Source organism: Citrobacter sp. Cpo015 (assembly GCF_030333035.1).
GTDB lineage: Bacteria > Pseudomonadota > Gammaproteobacteria > Enterobacterales > Enterobacteriaceae > Citrobacter > Citrobacter portucalensis.
In genome coordinates this window covers 42,463-62,423 of the sequence record NZ_JAOWGS010000031.1, presented here as the reverse complement: position 1 = coordinate 62,423, position 19,961 = coordinate 42,463, and the positions used below count along the sequence as shown (strand labels likewise).

At 55.6% G+C, this 19,961-nt stretch carries 27 protein-coding genes and 1 tRNA gene; 26 read left to right on the top strand and 2 right to left on the bottom strand.

The window, feature by feature from the left end; translation table 11 throughout:
• Nucleotides 1-14: 14 nt before the first annotated feature.
• From OGY67_RS11350 to OGY67_RS11230, 25 genes are all read left to right on the top strand, one after another.
• Entirely contained in the window at nt 15-869 is an 855-nt protein-coding gene (locus tag OGY67_RS11350; protein WP_286573972.1) for a GPO family capsid scaffolding protein, read from the top strand.
• A gap of 76 nt (nt 870-945) precedes the next feature.
• Nucleotides 946-2,013, top strand: a complete 1,068-nt coding sequence (locus OGY67_RS11345) for a phage major capsid protein, P2 family (protein WP_218451668.1) — start codon at nt 946-948, stop codon at nt 2,011-2,013.
• A 3-nt stretch (nt 2,014-2,016) separates the two neighbouring features.
• Nucleotides 2,017-2,769, top strand: a complete 753-nt coding sequence (locus OGY67_RS11340) for a phage terminase small subunit (RefSeq protein WP_111987011.1) — start codon at nt 2,017-2,019, stop codon at nt 2,767-2,769.
• An 88-nt stretch (nt 2,770-2,857) separates the two neighbouring features.
• Nucleotides 2,858-3,364 (top strand): head completion/stabilization protein, encoded by a 507-nt coding sequence (locus OGY67_RS11335; RefSeq protein WP_000214253.1) that lies wholly within the window; start codon nt 2,858-2,860, stop codon nt 3,362-3,364.
• Nucleotides 3,364-3,567 carry a tail protein X gene (locus tag OGY67_RS11330; RefSeq protein ID WP_286573971.1) on the top strand — a complete coding sequence of 68 codons (204 nt, stop codon included), beginning with the start codon at nt 3,364-3,366 and terminating at the stop codon, nt 3,565-3,567. Before OGY67_RS11335 ends, OGY67_RS11330 begins: the two co-directional genes overlap by 1 nt.
• Nucleotides 3,568-3,570: 3 nt before the next feature.
• Nucleotides 3,571-3,867 (top strand): phage holin family protein, encoded by a 297-nt coding sequence (locus tag OGY67_RS11325; RefSeq protein ID WP_023135264.1) that lies wholly within the window; start codon nt 3,571-3,573, stop codon nt 3,865-3,867.
• A complete protein-coding gene (locus OGY67_RS11320; protein WP_286573970.1) occupies nt 3,854-4,351 on the top strand; it encodes a glycoside hydrolase family 24 protein in 498 nt (165 codons plus the stop codon). The genes OGY67_RS11325 and OGY67_RS11320 overlap by 14 nt, the downstream gene beginning before the upstream one ends.
• Nucleotides 4,348-4,761 carry an Rz-like lysis system protein LysB gene (gene lysB, locus OGY67_RS11315; protein ID WP_286573969.1) on the top strand — a complete coding sequence of 138 codons (414 nt, stop codon included), beginning with the start codon at nt 4,348-4,350 and terminating at the stop codon, nt 4,759-4,761. Before OGY67_RS11320 ends, lysB begins: the two co-directional genes overlap by 4 nt.
• On the top strand, nt 4,661-4,906 hold the full coding sequence (lysC, locus tag OGY67_RS11310; RefSeq protein WP_286573968.1) for an Rz1-like lysis system protein LysC: 246 nt from the start codon (nt 4,661-4,663) through the stop codon (nt 4,904-4,906). The genes lysB and lysC overlap by 101 nt, the downstream gene beginning before the upstream one ends.
• Nucleotides 4,869-5,336 (top strand): phage tail protein, encoded by a 468-nt coding sequence (locus OGY67_RS11305; RefSeq protein ID WP_023136325.1) that lies wholly within the window; start codon nt 4,869-4,871, stop codon nt 5,334-5,336. Before lysC ends, OGY67_RS11305 begins: the two co-directional genes overlap by 38 nt.
• Nucleotides 5,329-5,778, top strand: coding sequence for a phage virion morphogenesis protein (locus tag OGY67_RS11300; RefSeq protein ID WP_057517716.1), 450 nt, complete (start codon nt 5,329-5,331; stop codon nt 5,776-5,778). Before OGY67_RS11305 ends, OGY67_RS11300 begins: the two co-directional genes overlap by 8 nt.
• 68 nt (nt 5,779-5,846) lie before the next feature.
• A complete protein-coding gene (locus OGY67_RS11295) occupies nt 5,847-6,488 on the top strand; it encodes a phage baseplate assembly protein V (RefSeq protein ID WP_023136327.1) in 642 nt (213 codons plus the stop codon).
• Entirely contained in the window at nt 6,485-6,832 is a 348-nt protein-coding gene (locus tag OGY67_RS11290; RefSeq protein WP_023135260.1) for a GPW/gp25 family protein, read from the top strand. The genes OGY67_RS11295 and OGY67_RS11290 overlap by 4 nt, the downstream gene beginning before the upstream one ends.
• A 6-nt stretch (nt 6,833-6,838) precedes the next feature.
• Complete coding sequence (locus OGY67_RS11285; RefSeq protein WP_286573967.1) at nt 6,839-7,747, top strand: baseplate assembly protein; 909 nt, start codon at nt 6,839-6,841, stop codon at nt 7,745-7,747.
• Nucleotides 7,740-8,348 carry a phage tail protein I gene (locus OGY67_RS11280; RefSeq protein WP_105597109.1) on the top strand — a complete coding sequence of 203 codons (609 nt, stop codon included), beginning with the start codon at nt 7,740-7,742 and terminating at the stop codon, nt 8,346-8,348. The genes OGY67_RS11285 and OGY67_RS11280 overlap by 8 nt, the downstream gene beginning before the upstream one ends.
• Nucleotides 8,345-9,877, top strand: coding sequence for a phage tail protein (locus tag OGY67_RS11275; RefSeq protein WP_286573966.1), 1,533 nt, complete (start codon nt 8,345-8,347; stop codon nt 9,875-9,877). Before OGY67_RS11280 ends, OGY67_RS11275 begins: the two co-directional genes overlap by 4 nt.
• On the top strand, nt 9,877-10,293 hold the full coding sequence (locus OGY67_RS11270) for a tail fiber assembly protein (RefSeq protein ID WP_286573965.1): 417 nt from the start codon (nt 9,877-9,879) through the stop codon (nt 10,291-10,293). The genes OGY67_RS11275 and OGY67_RS11270 overlap by 1 nt, the downstream gene beginning before the upstream one ends.
• 140 nt (nt 10,294-10,433) lie before the next feature.
• The gene (locus OGY67_RS11265) at nt 10,434-11,612 is read left to right on the top strand and encodes a phage tail sheath protein (protein ID WP_286573964.1); all 1,179 of its coding nucleotides are present in this window, start codon (nt 10,434-10,436) and stop codon (nt 11,610-11,612) included.
• Between the two features lie 15 nt (nt 11,613-11,627).
• Nucleotides 11,628-12,149 carry a phage major tail tube protein gene (locus OGY67_RS11260; protein ID WP_286573963.1) on the top strand — a complete coding sequence of 174 codons (522 nt, stop codon included), beginning with the start codon at nt 11,628-11,630 and terminating at the stop codon, nt 12,147-12,149.
• Nucleotides 12,150-12,211: 62 nt separating this feature from the next.
• Nucleotides 12,212-12,547 carry a phage tail assembly protein gene (locus tag OGY67_RS11255; RefSeq protein ID WP_052946300.1) on the top strand — a complete coding sequence of 112 codons (336 nt, stop codon included), beginning with the start codon at nt 12,212-12,214 and terminating at the stop codon, nt 12,545-12,547.
• A gap of 14 nt (nt 12,548-12,561) precedes the next feature.
• On the top strand, nt 12,562-12,699 hold the full coding sequence (locus OGY67_RS11250; protein ID WP_032159022.1) for a GpE family phage tail protein: 138 nt from the start codon (nt 12,562-12,564) through the stop codon (nt 12,697-12,699).
• Nucleotides 12,692-15,133 carry a phage tail tape measure protein gene (locus OGY67_RS11245; RefSeq protein ID WP_286573962.1) on the top strand — a complete coding sequence of 814 codons (2,442 nt, stop codon included), beginning with the start codon at nt 12,692-12,694 and terminating at the stop codon, nt 15,131-15,133. The genes OGY67_RS11250 and OGY67_RS11245 overlap by 8 nt, the downstream gene beginning before the upstream one ends.
• Before the next feature lie 13 nt (nt 15,134-15,146).
• On the top strand, nt 15,147-15,632 hold the full coding sequence (locus OGY67_RS11240) for a phage tail protein (protein ID WP_023135251.1): 486 nt from the start codon (nt 15,147-15,149) through the stop codon (nt 15,630-15,632).
• On the top strand, nt 15,629-16,798 hold the full coding sequence (locus OGY67_RS11235) for a phage late control D family protein (RefSeq protein WP_023135250.1): 1,170 nt from the start codon (nt 15,629-15,631) through the stop codon (nt 16,796-16,798). Before OGY67_RS11240 ends, OGY67_RS11235 begins: the two co-directional genes overlap by 4 nt.
• Before the next feature lie 67 nt (nt 16,799-16,865).
• Entirely contained in the window at nt 16,866-17,084 is a 219-nt protein-coding gene (locus tag OGY67_RS11230) for a DNA-binding transcriptional regulator (protein ID WP_023135249.1), read from the top strand.
• Nucleotides 17,085-17,241: 157 nt separating this feature from the next.
• Here the strand turns inward: OGY67_RS11230 and OGY67_RS11225 are convergent.
• Nucleotides 17,242-17,317: transfer RNA gene (locus tag OGY67_RS11225), tRNA-Ile, on the bottom strand.
• Nucleotides 17,318-17,442: 125 nt separating this feature from the next.
• On the opposite strand from OGY67_RS11225, the gene mug reads away from it, so the two are divergent.
• Nucleotides 17,443-17,949: a G/U mismatch-specific DNA glycosylase gene (gene mug, locus OGY67_RS11220; RefSeq protein ID WP_008785849.1), complete on the top strand. Its 507-nt coding sequence runs from the start codon at nt 17,443-17,445 to the stop codon at nt 17,947-17,949.
• Nucleotides 17,950-17,994: 45 nt separating this feature from the next.
• Here the strand turns inward: mug and rpoD are convergent, their stop codons facing one another.
• Entirely contained in the window at nt 17,995-19,842 is a 1,848-nt protein-coding gene (gene rpoD, locus OGY67_RS11215; protein WP_003024699.1) for an RNA polymerase sigma factor RpoD, read from the bottom strand.
• Between the last annotated feature and the right edge of the window lie 119 nt (nt 19,843-19,961).

The window sequence follows — 19,961 nt, the reverse complement described above, 5'->3', positions numbered from 1 at the left end:
CAGGACTCCTGACAATGGCAAAAAAAGTCTCAAAATTCTTTCGCATCGGCGTCGAGGGTGATACCTGCGACGGGCGCATTATCAGCGCCAGTGATATTCAGGAAATGGCCGACACGTTTGACCCGCGCGTCTACGGTTGCCGCATCAATCTTGAGCACATCAAAAGCGTGTTTCCTGATAGCCCGTTCAAACGCTATGGCGATGTGGTCGAGCTGAAAGCGGAGAAAATCGAAGATGACTCCGCGCTTAACGGAAAGCTGGCTCTGTTCGCAAAAATCAGCCCATCCGACGATTTAGTCGCAATGAATAAGGCGCTCCAGAAGGTTTATACCTCAATGGAAATCGCGCCGAATTTCAGTAACAGCGGGAAATGCTATCTCGTTGGTCTGGCTGTGACCGATGACCCGGCAAGCCTCGGCACCGAATACCTCGAATTCTGTCGCAATGCAAAACACAACCCGCTTAACCGCTTTAAGGCTAACCCTGAAAACCTGATTTCAGCGGCAACGCTTGCAGAGCTTGAGTTTGAAGACCAGCCGGAAACGGTATTTACCGCCCTGACTGACAAGGTGAAAGCCATTTTCAGCCGTAAACAGGTCAGCGACGATGCGCGCATGAATGATGTGCATGAAGCGGTGACCGCCGTCAGCGAGCATGTGCAGACCAACCTCACTGCGCAGGATAGGCGTATTTCCGATATGGAAACCGCACTTGCCACCTTCAAACAGGAACTGACCGGCAAGGTTGAAGAAACCAGCCAGGCATTTTCCGCCCTGAAAACCACCCTCGATAAAACCGAAAGTTTCAGCCAGCCGCGACGCACGAAAGCCAGCGGCGGTGGTGGCGATGAGCTGCTGACCGACTGCTGATAAGCCGCAAACCCGAAACCGGGCGGCAACCCCGCCCGATGCAGTGACTAACCGATAATTTCAAACAGGAAATACTATGCGCCCGGAAACCCGTTTTAAGTTCAATGCCTATCTGACCCGCGTCGCTGAGCTGAACGGCATCAGCACTGATGATGTCAGTAAAAAATTCACCGTCGAGCCGTCCGTCACGCAAACGCTGATGAACAAAGTGCAGGAGTCATCCGCGTTTCTGCAGACGATTAATATCCTGCCGGTCGCAGAAATGAAGGGTGAGAAAATCGGCGTCGGTGTGACCGGTACTATCGCCAGCACGACCGACACCTCGGGTGATGATGAGCGTAAGACCGCAGACTTTACCGCGCTTGAGTCCAACAAGTACGAGTGCGACCAGATTAACTTTGACTTCCACCTGAAATATAAAACCCTCGACCTGTGGGCGCGTTTTCAGGACTTCCAGCGCCGTATCCGTGACGCCATCGTCAAGCGTCAGGCGCTCGATTTCATCATGGCCGGTTTTAACGGTACCACCCGCGCCGCCACCTCTGACCGCACCAAAAATCCGATGCTGCAGGATGTGGCCGTCGGCTGGCTGCAGAAATACCGTAATGAAGCCCAGACGCGCGTGATGAGCAACATCACCGACGCTGACGGTAAGGTCGTTTCAGCAGTGATTCGTGTCGGTCGAAACGGTGACTATGAGAACCTCGACGCGTTGGTGATGGATGCGACCAACAACCTGATTGACGAGGTTTATCAGGATGACCCGAAACTCGTTGCCATCGTTGGCCGTAAGCTGCTGGCCGACAAATATTTCCCGCTGGTGAACAAGCCGCAGGAAAACAGCGAGGCGCTCGCGGCAGATATCATCATCAGCCAGAAGCGAATCGGCAACCTGCCTGCTGTGCGTGTGCCGTACTTCCCGGCGAATGCCGTGTTAGTGACCACGCTGGAAAACCTCTCTATCTATTTCATGGATGAGAGCCACCGCCGCAGCATTGATGAAAACCCGAAAAAAGACCGTGTGGAAAACTACGAGTCGATGAATATCGACTATGTGGTCGAGGCGTATGCCGCCGGGTGCCTGCTGGAAAACATCACCCTGGGCGATTTCACCGCACCTGCAGCACCGGAAAGCGGAGCCTAAACCATGACGAGTCCCGCACAGCGTCACATGATGCGGGTCTCGGCCTCTCAAGCCGCGCAGCGGGAGCAAGCCCCGCTGCGCCATGCAACCGCCTATGAGCAGATGCTGGTTAAGCTGGCCGATGACCGCCGCACGTTAAAAAACATCCGTTCAAACGAACGTAAAGCCGAGAAAAAGCGCGAGCTGCTGCCGTTCTATGCGCCGTGGGTCGCCGGTGTGCTGGCTGATGGCCGTGGTGCGCAGGATGACATTGTCATGACCGTCATGCTGTGGCGTCTCGATGCCGGTGATATCGCTGGCGCGCTGGAAATTGCCCCCTACGCGCTGAAATACGGCCTCACCTCTGACCATCGCCGCACAACACCTTACATGCTGGTTGAGGAAGTGGCGCTTGCCGCGCAGCGTCTGCGCGATGCCGGTGAGTCTGTCGACCTTTCCTGGCTGCAGACCACTATCGATCTGACCGACGGCGCTGACGTTCCCGATATGGTGCGTGCCCGTCTGCATAAGGTGACTGGCCTGACCCTGCGTGATGCCGGTATGAATGCCGAGGCGCTGGCGCAGTTTCAGCGCGCGATGCAGCTCGACCGCAATGCCGGTGTGCGCAAGGAGATTGAGCGACTGGAACGGGCATTGAAGCCAAAGCCAGAGGCCGCACCCCGTAAAACGACTAAACCGCGCACGCGCAAACCTGCCAGCAAACCGGCAGCAAAGCGCGGGCGTCCACCAAAGGCGGCAAAACCGCCGGTTAACTGAACGCTCCCCGAGCCGGGCGGCACGCCGGTCAAAGCAGGCAAAGACCTGACGGCGACCGGCGTCCACCGCCCAACCTGATGAGGTTGTCATGACGACAGTGATACTGAACCAGCCCGATGAACCGCAGGACGTACCGGGCGTGGTGATTCCCGCACCGGAGACGGGCGGTGCAGTGATTAAAAACACGTTCTTTTTCCCTGATGTGGATCCGAAGCGCGTGCGCGAACTGATGCGCCTTGAGCAGACGGTTTCCGATGCGCGCCTGCGCAATGCCATCAAGACCGGCATGGCCGAGACCAATGCGGAGCTTTACGACTACCGGCTGCGCCAGACTGCCGCCGGGTTTAAGCAACTGGCCGACGTGCCTGCCGAGGAAATCGACGGCGAGAATGTGCGCGTTTTCCACTACCTCAGCGCCGTGACGGCGATGGCGACCGCCACCCTGTATGAGCGTTATCGCGGCGTTGAGGCCACCGGCAAGGGTGACAAAAAAGCCGACAGTGTGGAAACCACCATTGATGACCTGTGGCGGGATATGCGCTGGTCAGTTGCGCGTCTGCAGGACAAGCCGCGCTGCATAGTGGGTCAGCTCTGATGAAAGTCAGGGCAATGCAGGGCGACACCCTCGATGCGATTTGCGCCAGGTATTACGGGCGCACTGAGGGCGTGCTCGAGACGGTGCTGCAGGCTAATCCGGGTCTGTCTGAGCTGGGAGTCATTCTGCCGCATGGTACCGAGATTGACCTGCCCGATGTGCCGTCTTCACCAGTAACTAACACTATCAATCTTTGGGAGTAAACCATGACAGAAGGGGAAAAAGGCGTCCTGTCACTGTTTGTGATTGGCGTGATGATTGTTGTCGGGAAAGTGCTGGCAGGTGGTGAGCCCATCACCCCGCGCCTGTTTGTCGGACGCATGCTGCTCGGCGGTTTCGTTTCGATGGTCGCCGGTGTTGTTCTGGTGCAGTTTCCTGATATGTCACTGCCTGCCGTGTGCGGGATTGGATCCATGCTCGGTATTGCCGGTTATCAGGTGGTGGAAATCGCCATACAGCGCCGCTTTAAGTCACAGAAAGGGGAAGACGATGCCGGTCATTAATACTCACCAGAATATCGCCGCCTTTCTGGACATGCTGGCGTACTCCGAAGGAACGGCGAACCATCCGCTGACGAAAAACCGTGGCTATGACGTCATTGTCACCGGCCTTGATGGTAAGCCAGAGATTTTCACCGATTACAGCGACCACCCTTTCGCACATGGCCGACCACCGAAAGTGTTTAATCGCCGTGGCGAGAAATCCACGGCATCGGGGCGTTATCAGCAGCTTTATCTGTTCTGGCCGCACTATAAAAAACAGCTCTCATTGCCTGATTTCAGCCCACTGTCGCAGGACAAGCTCGCGATCCAGTTAATCCGGGAACGCGGTGCCATTGACGATATCCGGGCGGGGCGTATTGAGCGTGCTGTTTCCCGTTGCCGCAATATATGGGCGTCATTACCGGGTGCCGGTTACGGCCAGCGCGAGCACAGTCTCGAAAAGCTGGTCACTGTATGGCGCACGGCTGGCGGGGTGATGGCATGAAAGTCCTGATAACGCTGCTTGTGCTGGCCGTGCTCGGGTTGCTGTGGTTGCGCCATGAGAACGGCAATTTATCCCGCTCCTTTGAGACGGCAAACCGTGTCGCGAGCGAGCAAAAGACGACGATTGGCATGCTGAAAAATCAGCTCAGTGTTGCCGGTCAGCTCGCCCGACGTAATGAATCCGCGCAGGTGGCACTGCGCGAGCAGCTCGCAAAGGCAAGTGCAGAAGCCAGCCGCCGTGAGCAGACGATAACGAGGTTACTTAATGAAAATGAAGCCTTTCGCCGCTGGTATAACGCTGCTCTGCCTGATGTTGTGCGTCGGTTGCACACCCGCCAAGCCTGCGCCAGCGCCGGTGATTGTGGTCAACGGATGCCCGAAGGTGAGCCTTTGCCCGATGCCGGGAAGTGACCCGAAAACAAATGGTGACCTGAGCGCGGATATTCGCCGTCTTGAGGGCGCGCTGACTGCCTGTGCGCTGCAGGTCAAAACCGTCAAACACTGTCAGGATGAACTCGATGCAAAAGCACAAAAGCCTGCGCAAAGCGCTGATTAACGCCGTGCCGCAGCTCCGAAATAACCCCGATATGCTGCGCCTGTTTGCCGACAACGGCCATACCGATTCCCGACTGGCGAGCTCGCTGTCGTTTGAAAAGGTGTACGTGCTTAACGTGGTGGTGACTGACTTCACCGGCGACCTCGACTTGATATTTGTGCCGGTGCAGGCGTGGCTGCGTGAGCATCAGCCGGACATTATGACCACCGACGCCGGGAGGGAGAAAGGATTCACCTGGATGATTGATATCAATAACGACGATTCGCTCGATATCAGTATCAGCCTGAGACTCACCGAGCGCACGCTCGTCAAAGAAGTCGACGGCGCACTGCACGTCAGCTATGCGCCGGAGCCGTCGCTGCCTGAACCCGTGACGCGCCCGGTCGAGCTGTACGTTAACGGTGAGCTGGTGAGTAAGTGGGATGAGTGAGTTAACCGCACTGCAGGAGCGCCTTGCCGGTCTGATTGCCAGCCTGTCACCGGCGGCGCGTCGTCAAATGGCGGCTGAGATTGCGAAAAAGCTGCGCGCCAGTCAGCAACAGCGTATTAAGCGGCAGCAGGCACCCGACGGCACCCCGTATGCCGCGCGAAAGCGCCAGCCGGTGCGGAGCAAGAAAGGCCGCATTAAGCGCGAAATGTTCACCAGACTGCGCACCAGTCGCTTTATGAAAGCCAAAGGCAGCGACAGTGCGGCGGTGGTGGAATTTACCGGCAAAGTGCAGCGCATGGCGCAGGTGCATCAGTATGGCCTCAAAGACCGGCCAAACCGCAACAGCCGCGATGTGCAGTACGAGGCGCGCCCGTTGCTCGGTTTCACCCGCGACGATGAGCAGATGATTGAAGACGTCATTCTCAGTCACCTCGGCAAATAAATATTGTGTGAGCCATCACCGGAGCCGCGCGAATTGGCGCGGCTCCAGACCAGAGGCATCCTTGCGCTATGAATACGTTATCCACTTTACAGGAGCTCGCGCGCGCAATTCGCAACCTCATCCGCTCAGGTGTGGTGACTGAGGTCGATATTGTGAAGGGGCTGTGCCGCGTACAAAGCGGCGGGATCCAGACTACATGGCTGAACTGGCTGACTACCCGCGCCGGTCGTTCGCGTACATGGTGGGCTCCCTCGGTCGGTGAGCAGGTACTGCTGCTGGCGATTGGTGGCGAGCTTGATACCGCTTTCGTTCTGCCGGGGATTTTCTCAGACGATAACCCCGCCCCGTCTGCCTCGGCGGATGCGTGGCATGTGCTGTTCCCTGATGGCGCGGTTATGGAGTATGAGCCGGAAACCGGTGCGCTGACGGTCAGCGGCATCAAGACTGCCGACGTGACGGCATCGGAGTCCATCACCGCCACCGTGCCGGTGGTGCTGGTCAAAGCGGCAGAGCGTATCACCCTCGACACCCCGGAGGTGGTCTGCACCAACAAACTGACGACGGCGACGCTTGAGGTGCAGAAAGGCGGCACCATGCGTGGAAACATCGAACATACCGACGGCACGTTGAAATCAAACGGTGTGCAGGTTGATGACCACGGTCACGGCGGCGTGCAACGGGGTGGGAGCTGGACGGAGGGCACCAAGTGACGGCGCGCTATATGGGGATGAACCGCAATTCCGGCCTCGCTATCCGTGACAGTGAGCATATCAGCCAGAGCATGCGCGACATTCTGCTGACGCCGGTCGGCTCGCGGGTAATGCGTCGTGAATATGGCTCGCTCCTGTCTGCGTTGATTGATATGCCGCAAACCCCGGCGCTCAGGCTGCAAATCATGGTGGCGTGCTATTCCGCGATCCAGAAGTGGGAACCACGCATCAGGCTTACATCCATCAGTTTTGAGCGCGGCGACACTGGCGAAATGTATGTCGATATTACCGGGATGCGTACCGATACCGGTGCGTCAGTTTCAACCACTGTTTCACTGAGTTAAACCACTATGGCAACTGTTGACCTGAGTCTGCTACCTGTTCCCGATGTGGTCGAGGAACTGGACTATGAAACTATCCTTGCGGAGCGCATTGCAACGCTGATTTCGCTCTATCCAGAAGACCAGCAGGAATCCGTCGCCCGGACGCTCGCGCTTGAGTCTGAGCCAGTTGTTAAGCTGCTGCAGGAAAACGCCTACCGTGAGGTTATCTGGCGCCAGCGTGTCAACGAGGCTGCGCGCGCAGTCATGCTGGCTTATGCCATAGACAGTGACCTCGATAATATCGGGGCGAATTTCAATGTTGAGCGCCTTGTCGTTACGCCTGCTGATGACACCACCATTCCACCGACACCTGCCGTTATGGAATCTGATACCGACCTGCGACTGCGCACGCAACAGGCGTTTGAGGGATTGAGCGTGGCGGGTCCGGTCGGCGCATATGAGTATCACGGTCGCAGCGCCGACGGGCGGGTCGCTGACGTCTCGGTCGCAAGTCCGTCGCCAGCCTGCGTGACGATTACCGTGCTATCCCGCGAGGGTGACGGCACTGCCAGCCATGAACTACTGGCGATTGTTGATAAGGCGCTGAACGCCGAAGATGTGCGCCCGGTGGCTGACAGGGTGACCGTCCAGTCAGCCGAGATTGTGCCGTACCAGATTGACGCGACGCTCTACGTTTACCCCGGTCCCGAATCTGAACCCATCAGGCAGGCATCAGAGCAGAAGCTGCAGAGCTACATCAGCGCGCAGCACCGCCTCGGGCGTGATATCCGTCTGTCAGCCATTTATGCGGCGCTGCATGTTGAGGGGGTGCAGCGTGTCGAGCTGGCATCACCGCAGGCCGACATAGTGCTGAGTAAGTCGCAGGCGTCGAACTGTACCGAGTACCAGATAACTATCGGGGGCTCGGATGAGTGACCGGCTGTTACCCGTTGGCTCGTCGCCGCTGGAGGTCGCCGCCGCTGCTGCGCTCTCTGAGATTCAGCGCGTGCCGGTACCGCTGCGCACCCTGTGGAACTGGCGCACCTGCCCGGTAAAGCTGCTGCCGTATCTGGCGTGGGCGCTGTCGGTCGACAGGTGGGATGAGAAATGGCCGGAGGCGACAAAGCGCAGCGTCTGCGCGTCCTCGTTTTTCGTCCATCAGCACAAAGGCACCATCAGCGCATTGCGTCGGGTGGTTGAACCGCTCGGTTTTCTGATTGAGGTGCGCGAGTGGTGGCAGCTCGACGAGGAGCCCGGCACATTCCGCCTTGTTGTCGGCGTGCTCGACAGTGGTATCACTGACGAAATGTATCAGGAACTTGAGCGCCTGATTGAAGACGCAAAACCGGCAAGCCGCCACCTGACCGGGCTGGCTATCAGCCTGAGTGCAACCGGTGAGCTGTATGTTGGCGCAGGATGTTACGACGGCGACGCGCTGACCGTTTACCCCTACACCCCCGAGGAGATTGTCGTCGGCGGTGAATATTACCCGGCCTCGGCCATCCATTTGATTGATAACCTGAGAGTGAACGCATGACCGCAAAATATTTTGCCATTCTGACCAATCAGGGCGCGGCGCGACTGGCGAACGCGGCGGCACTCGGCACCAAGCTCAACCTGACGCAGATGGCCGTCGGTGATGCTAATGGTGTGCTGCCGACCCCTGACCCGGCGCAGACGAAGCTCATTAACCAGAAACGCATTGCGCCGCTGAACCTGCTGACCGTTGACCCGGCCAATACCAGCCAGATTATCGCGGAACAGATTATTCCCGAGAATGAGGGCGGTTTCTGGATCCGCGAGATTGGTCTCTATGATGATGCCGGTGTACTTATTGCCGTGGCGAACTGCCCGGAGACCTACAAGCCGGAACTGCAGGAGGGAAGCGGACGCACTCAGACCATTCGCATGATTCTGATTGTATCGAGCACGTCGGCTATTACCCTGAAAATCGACCCGTCGGTCGTACTTGCTACGCGCCAGTATGTTGACGATAAGGTTATCGAGGTGAAGAGTTACGCTGACGGGCTCATACGCGCCCACGAACAGTCGCGCAACCATCCAGATGCAACCACTACCGCTAAAGGTTTTACGCAGCTTAACAGCAGCGTGACGGATGACCGCGAGACACAATCGGCAACCCCGAAAGCCGTAAAAATTGCGATGGATAACGCGAATGCACGGCTGGCTAAAGAACGCAATCTCTCCGATTTAACTAATCCAGCACTGGCGCGCCAGAATCTGCAACTTGGTGACAGCTCGACGAAAAACACCGGTACAACTGCCAATACTGTTGCGGCGGGTGATGATGCACGTATCACCGGCGCGATGCAGAAAAGCCAAAACGGCGCGGATATTCAAGATGTGGCGAAGTTTCTCCAAAATCTTGGATTAGATACAGCTCTTGCAGCAAAGCAACCACTGTCAACTCAGTTGACGTATTTTGCTAACCACAGTGACACTGAAATTCTGCAATACCTTGGCGTACCTTCCGTAATTTCAGCGGCAATATCATCCCTGGTAGACTCATCGCCAGCCGCACTGGATACCCTTAATGAGCTTGCTGAGGCGTTGGGGAATGACCCGAATTTTTCGACAACGGTTCTTAATAAATTAGCAGGTAAACAACCACTTGATGCCACACTCACCGGGCTGTCAGGAAAAAATGACGCGGGCCTGCGGGCGTATTTGTCCCTGAAGTCGGCGGCTACGCGTGATGTCGGGAGCCTGAATGGGCAACTGCCTGGAATGGATTTGTTCGCGTCAACGATTGCAGGGACTGGTGAAAAGGCACTTCCGGATTCCAGTACCGGAACTGGCATGTTCATTCTGAAGTGGGGTGCGATCGCAGCTCCAACTGCTATTCAGGACATTACAACGCTTTTTCAAACGCCTTTTCCAAACAAATGTCTGAGAGTTTTTGCTATTGCTGATTATGAGCCTGGAACAGGCAACGTGATGTATGTCTCCGTCAACAATTCAACGTTACAACGTGACAGGTTTGTTGCTCGATTTTCTGGCTCCGCTAACTACACATCTGGCGTTTATTTTGCCCTGGGGTACTGATGAAAAATTATATTTATTCAGCAAAAAATAACGCGTTTTTCGAGATATCTAAACGCTCATTGTATGACGATGCCGACTGGGATTTGTCAGATGCTATTGAAGTTGATGATGCGATGTTTAATGAGTTTACCGCGCTACCGCCTGTCGGGAAAACCCGCGCAGCCGGAGCAGACGGAATGCCGGGCTGGGTTGATATGCCACCGCCGACAGCCGCAGAGATGCGGGTCATAGCGCAGGCGAAAATTAACGTTTTACGTGCGGAGGCTGATTCGGTCATTATCCCACTCGCAGACGCGCTCGCTGGCGATTATATCGATGACACGGACAGGCCCCGGCTGACGGCATGGCAAAAATATCGTTACGAACTGACGAAGATTGATCCGGCAAAACCGGAATGGCCAGAGAAGCCGGAATAGGAACCTTTGAAAGAATGGCGGGCTGATGCCCGTCTTTTCTTAATTTGTTTATGTGCCATCTGCTAACCAACGCCGACAAATAGCCCGCCGTTACTGCACAACAGAAAATACACTCGCCCACTAACCACGGAGTTAACCGGATGAGTGATTTTCACCACGGCACGCAGGTCATCGAAATCAATGACGGTACGCGTGTTATTTCTACGGTCGCGACTGCAATCGTCGGCATGGTCTGCACGGCCAGCGATGCGGATGCCGCGACATTTCCCCTCAATGAGCCGGTACTGATTACCAATGTGCAGAGCGCCATTGCGAAAGCCGGTAAAAAAGGCACGCTGTCTGCTTCCCTGCAGGCCATCGCCGACCAGTCAAAACCCGTCACCGTTGTCGTGCGCGTTGCCGAAGGTGCCGGAGACGACGCGGAAGAGCAGACCATTTCTAACATCATCGGCGGTACGGATGAGAACGGTAAATACACCGGTATCAAAGCGCTGTTGACGGCCGAAGCGGTCACCGGCGTTAAGCCGCGCATTCTCGGTGTGCCGGGTCTCGATACCAAAGAGGTCGCAGTCGCACTTGCATCGGCCTGTATCAGCCTGCGCGCATTTGGCTATGTCAGCGCATGGGGCTGTAAGACCATTTCCGAAGCGATTGCCTATCGCGAGAATTTCAGTCAGCGCGAGCTGATGGTTATCTGGCCTGACTTCCTCGCATGGGACACCGTCGCAAACTCGACCACGACCGCATACGCCACCGCGCGCGCCCTCGGTCTGCGTGCCAAAATTGACCAGACCATCGGCTGGCACAAAACCCTGTCTAACGTTGGCGTGCAGGGTGTCACCGGCATCAGCGCTTCGGTATTCTGGGATTTACAGGCATCCGGCACCGATGCTGACCTGCTCAACGAGGCAGGGGTCACGACACTGGTGCGTAAGGATGGTTTCCGCTTCTGGGGTAACCGCACCTGCTCTGATGACCCGCTATTCCTGTTTGAGAACTACACCCGCACCGCACAGGTGCTGGCTGACACGATGGCTGAGGCGCACATGTGGGCGGTCGACAAGCCCATTACGCCAACGCTCATCCGTGACATTGTCGACGGCATTAACGCCAAATTCCGCGAACTGAAATCAAACGGCTACATCGTGGACGGTGAATGCTGGTTCGACGAGGAATCGAACGATAAGGAAACCCTCAAGGCCGGGAAACTGTATATCGACTACGACTATACGCCGGTTCCACCACTGGAAAGCCTGACCCTGCGCCAGCGTATCACCGATAAATATCTGGTGAATCTGGCCGAATCGGTCAACAGCTAAGGAGCCTGAAACAACATGTCACTACCCCGCAAACTTAAATATCTGAACATGTTCAATGACGGCCTTAGCTATATGGGCGTTGTTGAATCCGTGACGCTGCCGAAGCTGACCCGCAAGCTCGAAAACTATCGCGGCGGCGGTATGAATGGTGCGGCGGCAATTGACCTCGGCCTCGACGACGATGCGCTCACCGTCGAATGGTCTGTCGGTGGCCTGCCCGATGTGGCGCTGTGGGCGCAGTATGCCGCGCCGGGTGCTGATGCCGTGCCGCTGCGTTTTGCTGGCTCTTACCAGCGTGACGACACTGGCGAAATCGTTGCTGTCGAGGTGGTCATGCGTGGCCGTCATAAAGAAATCGACGGTGGCGAGAATAAGCAGGGTGAAAACACCTCGACCAAACTGTCGACCGTCTGCACCTATTACCGCCTCACGATTGATGGTAGCGACATTATCGAAATCGACACCGTCAACATGGTCGAGAAGGTGAACGGCGTCGACCGTCTGGAGCAGCACCGCCGCGCAATCGGGCTGCTGTAATTCCCTGACCGGTCAGCACCGCTGGCCGGTTATTACTCCTATTCAAAGCAGAGAAAGACATCATGGCAAAAGCACCACGCAAAACCCCTGAATTTGTTGATACGGCTGGCAATGAAATTGACACCGTAAACCCGAACGTCGTGACCCTCGACAAGCCGATTAAGCGCGCCGGTCAGACGATTGAAAAGGTCACCCTGATTGAACCGAACGCAGGTACCCTGCGTGGCGTCAGTCTGGCGGCGGTGGCGCAGTCCGAGGTCGATGCGCTGATTAAGGTGCTGCCCCGCATGACCTATCCGGCACTCACCACGCAGGAACTCACCGCGATGAACCTGCCCGATATGCTGTCGCTGGCCGCTAAGGTGATTGGTTTTTTGTCACCGGCTTCGGCGGAATAGATTTCCCGCCCGGCCTGTCGACCGATGACCTGATGGCGGATATCGCAGTGATATTCCACTGGCCGCCATCAGAGCTCTATTCCCTGAGCCTGACCGAGCTCATCACATGGCGCGAAAAGGCGCTGCAGCGTAGCGGAAATCACAATGAGTAATAACCTGAGGCTTGAGGTATTGCTGAAAGCGGTCGACCAGGCGACCCGACCGCTTAAATCTATCCAGACCGCGAGTAAAACCCTGTCGGGTGATATTCGCACCACACAAAAAGGGCTGCGTGACCTGAATGGTCAGGCGTCGAAAATCGACGGCTTTCGTAAGACAAGCGCGCAACTGGCCGTAACCGGTCAGGCACTTGAAAAAGCGAAACGCGAAGCCGGTGAACTGGCCGTGCAGTTTAAAAACACCACCAGTCCGACCCGTGCGCAGGCGCAGGCACTCGAAGCGGCAAAGCGTGCTGCCTCTGAACTGCAGACGAAATACAACAGCCTGAGAACATCGGTACAGCGTCAGCGCTCCGAACTGATGCAGGCCGGTATCAATACCCGCACCCTGTCTGCCGATGAACGTCGTCTCAAAACATCCATCAGCGAAACAACAGCGCAGCTTAACCGCCAGCGTGAGGCACTGGCGCGCGTCAGTGCGCAGCAGGCGAAATTAAGCCGGGTGAAAGAGCGATATAAATCAGGTAAAGAGCTTGCCGGTAACATGGCCGCAGCAGGCGCTGCCGGGGTGGGTATTGCGACAGCGGGAACGATGGCCGGGGTTAAATTGCTGATGCCCGGTTATGACTTTGCGCAGAAAAATTCCGAGCTGCAGGCTGTGCTCGGGGTCGATAAGCAGTCGCCAGAAATGGAGGCGTTACGCAAACAGGCTCGCCAGCTCGGCGACAATACTGCAGCCTCTGCAGATGACGCAGCGAGCGCGCAAATCATCATTGCGAAAAGCGGCGGTGACGCTGCTGCTATTCAGGCGGCGACGCCGGTCACACTGAATATGGCACTGTCAAACCGACGCTCGATGGAGGAAAACGCTGCGCTGCTGACCGGGATGAAATCAGCATTTCAGCTTTCAAACGACAAGATTGCGCACATTGGCGACGTTCTCTCGATGACGATGAACAAAACCGCCGCCGATTTTGACGGACTGAGCGACGCGTTGACCTATGCCGCGCCGGTGGCAAAAAATGCCGGGGTGAGCATCGAACAAACCGCCGCAATGGTCGGTGCGCTGCACGACGCCAAAATCACCGGGTCAATGGCGGGCACGGGTAGCCGCGCCATTCTCAGCCGCCTGCAGGCTCCCACCGGAAAAGCGTTTGAGGCCATTAAGGAGCTCGGCGTCAAAACGTCCGACAGCAAGGGGAACACGCGCCCGATATTCTCCATCCTGAAAGAAATGCAGCGCAGCTTTGAGAAAAACAACCTCGGGACAAGCCAGCGCGGCGAGTACATGAAAACCATTTTCGGCGAAGAGGCCAGCTCGGCGGCGGCGGTACTGATGGAAGCAGCCTCAAGCGGCAAACTTGACCGGCTCACCGCAGCGTTTAAAGCCTCGGACGGTAAAACCGAGGAACTGGTTAAGGTCATGCAGGATAACCTCGGCGGCGACTTTAAAGAGTTCCAGTCTGCTTATGAGGCAGTCGGTACCGACCTGTTTGACCAGCAAGAGGGCTCGCTGCGTAAACTCACCCAAACCGCCACGCAATACGTGTTAAAGCTCGACGGCTGGATCCAGAAGAACAAAGGGCTGGCGACAACCATCGGCATCATCGCCGGTGGCGCACTGGCTCTGATTGGTATCATCGGCGGTATTGGTCTCGTTGCGTGGCCGGTTGTTATGGGGATTAACGCCATTATCGCTGCTGCTGGCGTGCTGGGTACGGTATTTACTGTCACCGGTAGTGCCATTGTGACCGCACTCGGCGCGATTACCTGGCCGATTGTCGCATTGGGGGCGGCGATTGTGGCCGGGGCGCTGCTCATTCGTAAATATTGGGAGCCCATCAGCGCATTTTTCTCGGGGGTGATTGAGGGGGTCATGAGCGCCTTTACCCCTGTCGGGGAAATGTTCGCTCCACTGGCACCCATTTTTGACGGTCTCGGTGAGAAACTGCGCGGTGTCTGGCAGTGGTTTAAAGACCTGATAGCACCGGTCAAGGCCACGCAGGAAACGCTCGATAGCTGCAAAAATGTCGGCGTCATATTTGGTCAGGCGCTGGCCTCTGCTTTGATGGCTCCGCTCAATGTATTTAACAAGTTGCGCAGCGGTGTCGACTGGCTTCTCGAAAAGCTCGGCATCATCAACAAAGAGTCGGACAGCCTCGACCAGACCGCAGCCAAAACCAACGCCGCCACACAGGGTAATTCCTACATCCCGGCAACCAGCACATATGGTGGTTATCAGGCTTATCAGCCAGTGACCGCACCGGCGGGACGCTCTTACATTGACCAGAGTAAAAGCGAATACAACATCACTTTGCCGGGTGGCGTTGCGCCGGGGCATCAGCTTGACCGACAGCTACGCGATACGCTCGAACAGATTGAGCGCGAAAAGCGTGCGCGTCAGCGTGCCAGTATGAGCCATGACTGAGGAGGAATAAATAATGATGCTTGCGCTTGGAATGTTTGTGTTTGAACGCCGCACCCTGCCTTATCAGTCGATGCAACTCTCGAAGGATTATCGCTGGGCATCTAATGACCGGGTCGGTAAACCTCCTGCGTATCAGTTTCTCGGTGAGGGGGAAACCTCCATTCAGCTTGCCGGTACGCTTTACCCTGCCATTACCGGTGGCCGTATATCACTGAGGGCAGTTGAACTGATGGCCGACGAGGGCAGAGCGTGGCCGCTGATTGAGGGTACCGGCAATATTCTCGGGATGTATATCGTCGATAAAGTCTCGACTACACACACCGAGTTTTTCAGTGATGGCGCGGCCAGAAAGATTGATTTCACACTTTCGCTGAAACGGGTCGACGAATCACTGGCGGCGATGTTTGGCGACCTGAATAAGCAGGCTGGCGAACTGCTTGGCTCTGCCGGTAATCTGACCGATAAGCTGCAGGGTATGCTCGGAGGGCTGACCGCATGATGACGGGCATGACCATTGACGCCGGGGCAAGCCTTGCACCGGCATTTATGCTGACACTGAACAGCCAGGACATTACCAGCAATTTTAGTGACCGGTTGATTTCTCTCACTATGACCGACAACCGGGGTTTTGAAGCTGACCAGCTAGACATTGAGCTCGACGATACTGACGGCAAAGTCGAGTTACCACTGCGCGGAGCGGTGCTGACGCTGTGGCTTGGCTGGCAGGGTTCGGCACTTCTGAATAAGGGCGATTTCACGGTTGATGAGATTGAGCACCGAGGCGCGCCTGATACGCTGACCATTCGTGCGCGTAGCGCAGATTTTCGCGGAACACTCAATTCACGGCGTGAGGAATCATGGCACGACACCACTCTCGGTGAGCTGGTCAGCGCCATCGCAAAACGCAATAAACTGACGGCCAGCGTCGCGGATTCGCTGAAAAAAATCCCGGTACCGCATATCGACCAGTCGCAGGAGTCCGACGCAGTATTTTTGACCAGACTGGCTGAGCGCAACGGGGCGGCAGTATCAGTGAAAGCGGGGAAATTGCTGTTTCTGAAAGCCGGTAGCGCAGTGACGGCCAGCGGTAAACCCGTCCCACAAATGACACTGACCCGCAGTGATGGTGACCGTCATCAGTTTGCCATTGCCGACCGTGGGGCTTATACCGGCGTAACGGCAAAATGGTTGCACACCAAAGACCCTAAGCCGCAAAAGCAAAAGGTAACGCTGAAACGTAAACCAAAAGAGAAGCACCTGCGCGCACTGGAACACCCGAAAGCAAAGCCGGTCAGCAAAAAGACAAAAGCCAAAAAAGAGCAGGAAGCGCGCGAGGGTGAGTATATGGCCGGTGAGGCTGATAACGTGCTGGCGCTGACGACGGTCTACGCTTCAAAGGCTCAGGCGATGCGAGCAGCTCAGGCTAAGTGGGATAAGTTGCAGCGAGGCGTTGCGGAGTTTTCAATTACACTGGCGCTCGGTCGGGCTGATTTATTCCCCGAGACACCGGTGCGCGTGTCGGGCTTTAAGCGTGTCATAGATGAGCAGGCATGGTTAATCAGTAAGGTAACTCACAATCTGAATAATAATGGATTCACGACGGGATTAGAGCTTGAGGTTAAGCTCTCCGATGTGGAGTACAGTGCTGAACCGGATGATGAATAAAATATATTCACAAAAAGTGAATTGATGTTTATCATTGATTCACGAATTGAGAATAGTAGGGTGGGTTATGTTTCATTGTCCAAAGTGTCATCATGCCGCACATGCACGAACAAGCCGCTATTTAACAGAAAATACAAAAGAGCGCTACCACCAATGCCAGAACATCAACTGTAGTTGTACGTTTATGACAATGGAAACGATAGAGCGCTTTATTGTTACTCCAGGAGCTATCGACCCGGCACCGCCGCACCCGACTGTCGGTGGTCAGCGGCCATTGTGGCTCTGATAAATTTCCGTTAAATGCCCGCCGTGTGCGGGTTTTTTTATACGCTCAGGAAAATGGCGGTATAAAATCCACCGCCATTTTATCGCCACTTAAAAACGAGACAACAAAAAAGCCACTCTTTTGAGTGGCTTAATTATATGATTTTAAAGCTAAAATTTGGTGGCCCCTGCTGGACTTGAACCAGCGACCAAGCGATTATGAGTCGCCTGCTCTAACCACTGAGCTAAGGGGCCGTGGCGGTGGATTATAAAGTAACTCCGCGTTGCAATCCAGACATAAGCGTACGGATGCTGTTTTTATAAACAATGTATTTTCAGTCCGTTATACTGGTTCCTCTGATGTATTGTTCGGAGTAATTATGGTTAAGGACATACTGGCACCGGAGCTGCGGGTGGTGTTTTGCGGCATCAATCCGGGGCTTTCTTCCGCAGGTACAGGATTCCCCTTTGCGCACCCCGCTAATCGCTTCTGGAAGGTTATCCATCAGGCGGGATTTACCGATCGCCAGCTTAAACCTGAAGAGGCACAGCACCTGCTGGACTTCCGCTGCGGCGTGACTAAGTTTGTCGACAGACCAACGGTACAAGCCAATGAAGTGAAGCTACAAGAGATGCGTAGCGGCGGTCGTCTGCTTATTGAGAAAATAGAAGAGTATCAGCCAGCCGCGCTCGCTATCCTTGGGAAGCAGGCATTTGAGCAGGGGCTTAGCCAGCGTGGGGCGCAGTGGGGAAAACAGACGCTGACCATTGGCGCGACGCAGATTTGGGTATTGCCGAATCCCAGCGGATTGAGCCGGATTACACTGGATAAGCTGGTGGAGGCGTATCGCGAGTTGGATGATGCGCTGGTCATGCGCGGGATGTAAAGAAAAACGCCACCTTGCGGTGGCGTTTGAACTTATACGGCGAGATTAATCGTCGAGGAAGCTACGCAGTACTTCAGAGCGGCTCGGGTGGCGCAGTTTACGCAGCGCCTTCGCTTCGATCTGACGGATACGTTCGCGGGTAACGTCGAACTGTTTACCCACTTCTTCCAGCGTGTGGTCGGTGTTCATATCGATACCGAAACGCATACGCAGAACTTTCGCTTCACGGGCGGTCAGGCCAGCCAGAACGTCGTGCGTTGCGGCACGCAGGCTCTCGGTGGTCGCAGAGTCCAGCGGCAGCTCGAGGGTGGTATCCTCGATGAAATCACCCAGATGCGAATCTTCATCGTCGCCGATCGGCGTTTCCATGGAGATAGGTTCTTTAGCGATTTTCAGCACTTTACGGATCTTGTCTTCCGGCATCAGCATGCGCTCAGCCAGTTCTTCTGGCGTCGGCTCGCGGCCCATCTCTTGCAGCATCTGACGGGAGATACGGTTGAGCTTGTTGATAGTCTCAATCATATGTACCGGGATACGGATGGTACGCGCCTGATCCGCGATCGAACGGGTGATCGCCTGACGGATCCACCAGGTTGCATAGGTGGAGAACTTGTAACCACGACGGTATTCAAACTTATCAACCGCTTTCATCAGACCGATGTTACCTTCCTGAATCAGATCCAGGAACTGCAGGCCACGGTTGGTGTATTTTTTAGCGATAGAGATAACCAGACGTAAGTTCGCTTCAACCATCTCTTTTTTCGCACGGCGGGCTTTCGCTTCACCGATGGACATGCGACGGTTGATATCTTTAACCTGCTCGATGGTCAGGCCGGTTTCTTCTTCAATCTGCTGCAGTTTCTGCAGGCCGCGGTGAACGTCATCTGCCACGTCGTGCAGTTTTTCAGACCACGGTTTGTTCATCGCGATTGCCGCGTTGAACCAGGTTTCACTGGTTTCATTGCCAGTAAACAGGGTGATGAAGTTTTTCTTCGGCATTTTGCACTGCTCAACGCAGAGCTTCATGATCAGACGTTCCTGAGTACGCACGCGGTCCATCATGACGCGCATGCTGTTTACCAGGTAGTCGAACTGCTTCGGCACCAGGCGGAACTGTTTGAACACTTCGGACAGCTTCTGAATTTCTTCCTGCGCGGCAGCATGGCTGCGGCCTTTCGCTTTGATGGTGTCGCGAGTGATTTCGTACTGAGTACGCAGTTCACCGAATTTTTCACGCGCTAACTCAGGGTCGATGCTGTTGTCATCATCGCTGCTGTCGTCGTCGCCATCTTCTTCATCTTCATCTTCATCGTCATCCATCTCTTCCTGAGAGAGTTCAGAACCGACGTGGGTCGCCGTTGGCGCCATGTCTTCTTCCGCATTTGGATCGACAAAGCCAGTGATCAGATCGGAAAGACGTGCTTCTTCAGCTTCTACGCGATCGTACTGCTCAAGCAGGTAGGTGATAGCTTCCGGGTATTCGGCAACGGAGCATTGAACCTGGTTAATCCCGTCTTCGATGCGTTTAGCGATGTCGATTTCGCCTTCGCGGGTTAACAGTTCAACGGTACCCATTTCACGCATGTACATGCGGACCGGGTCAGTCGTACGACCGATTTCGGACTCAACGCTGGACAGAACCTGGGCAGCCGCTTCTTCCGCGTCTTCATCGGTGCTGTTGGAGGTTTCAGCAAGCAGCAGATCATCGGCATCAGGTGCTTCTTCCATCACCTGAATACCCATGTCATTGATCATTTGGATGATGTCTTCGATTTGATCTGAATCGACGATATCTTCCGGCAGATGGTCATTGACCTCGGCATAGGTCAGATAGCCTTGCTCCTTACCACGTTGGACAAGAAGCTTCAGCTGTGACTGCGGGTTTTGCTCCATAAGACGGTATCCACACTTAATTCGTTTGATTGGTGTTGGGCGGTAAAACCGCCAACGGCAAAACGAGGGCATACTTATATTTTGCCGCTGCCTCTCCGTGCGGCTGTCGGGGGCTTCCC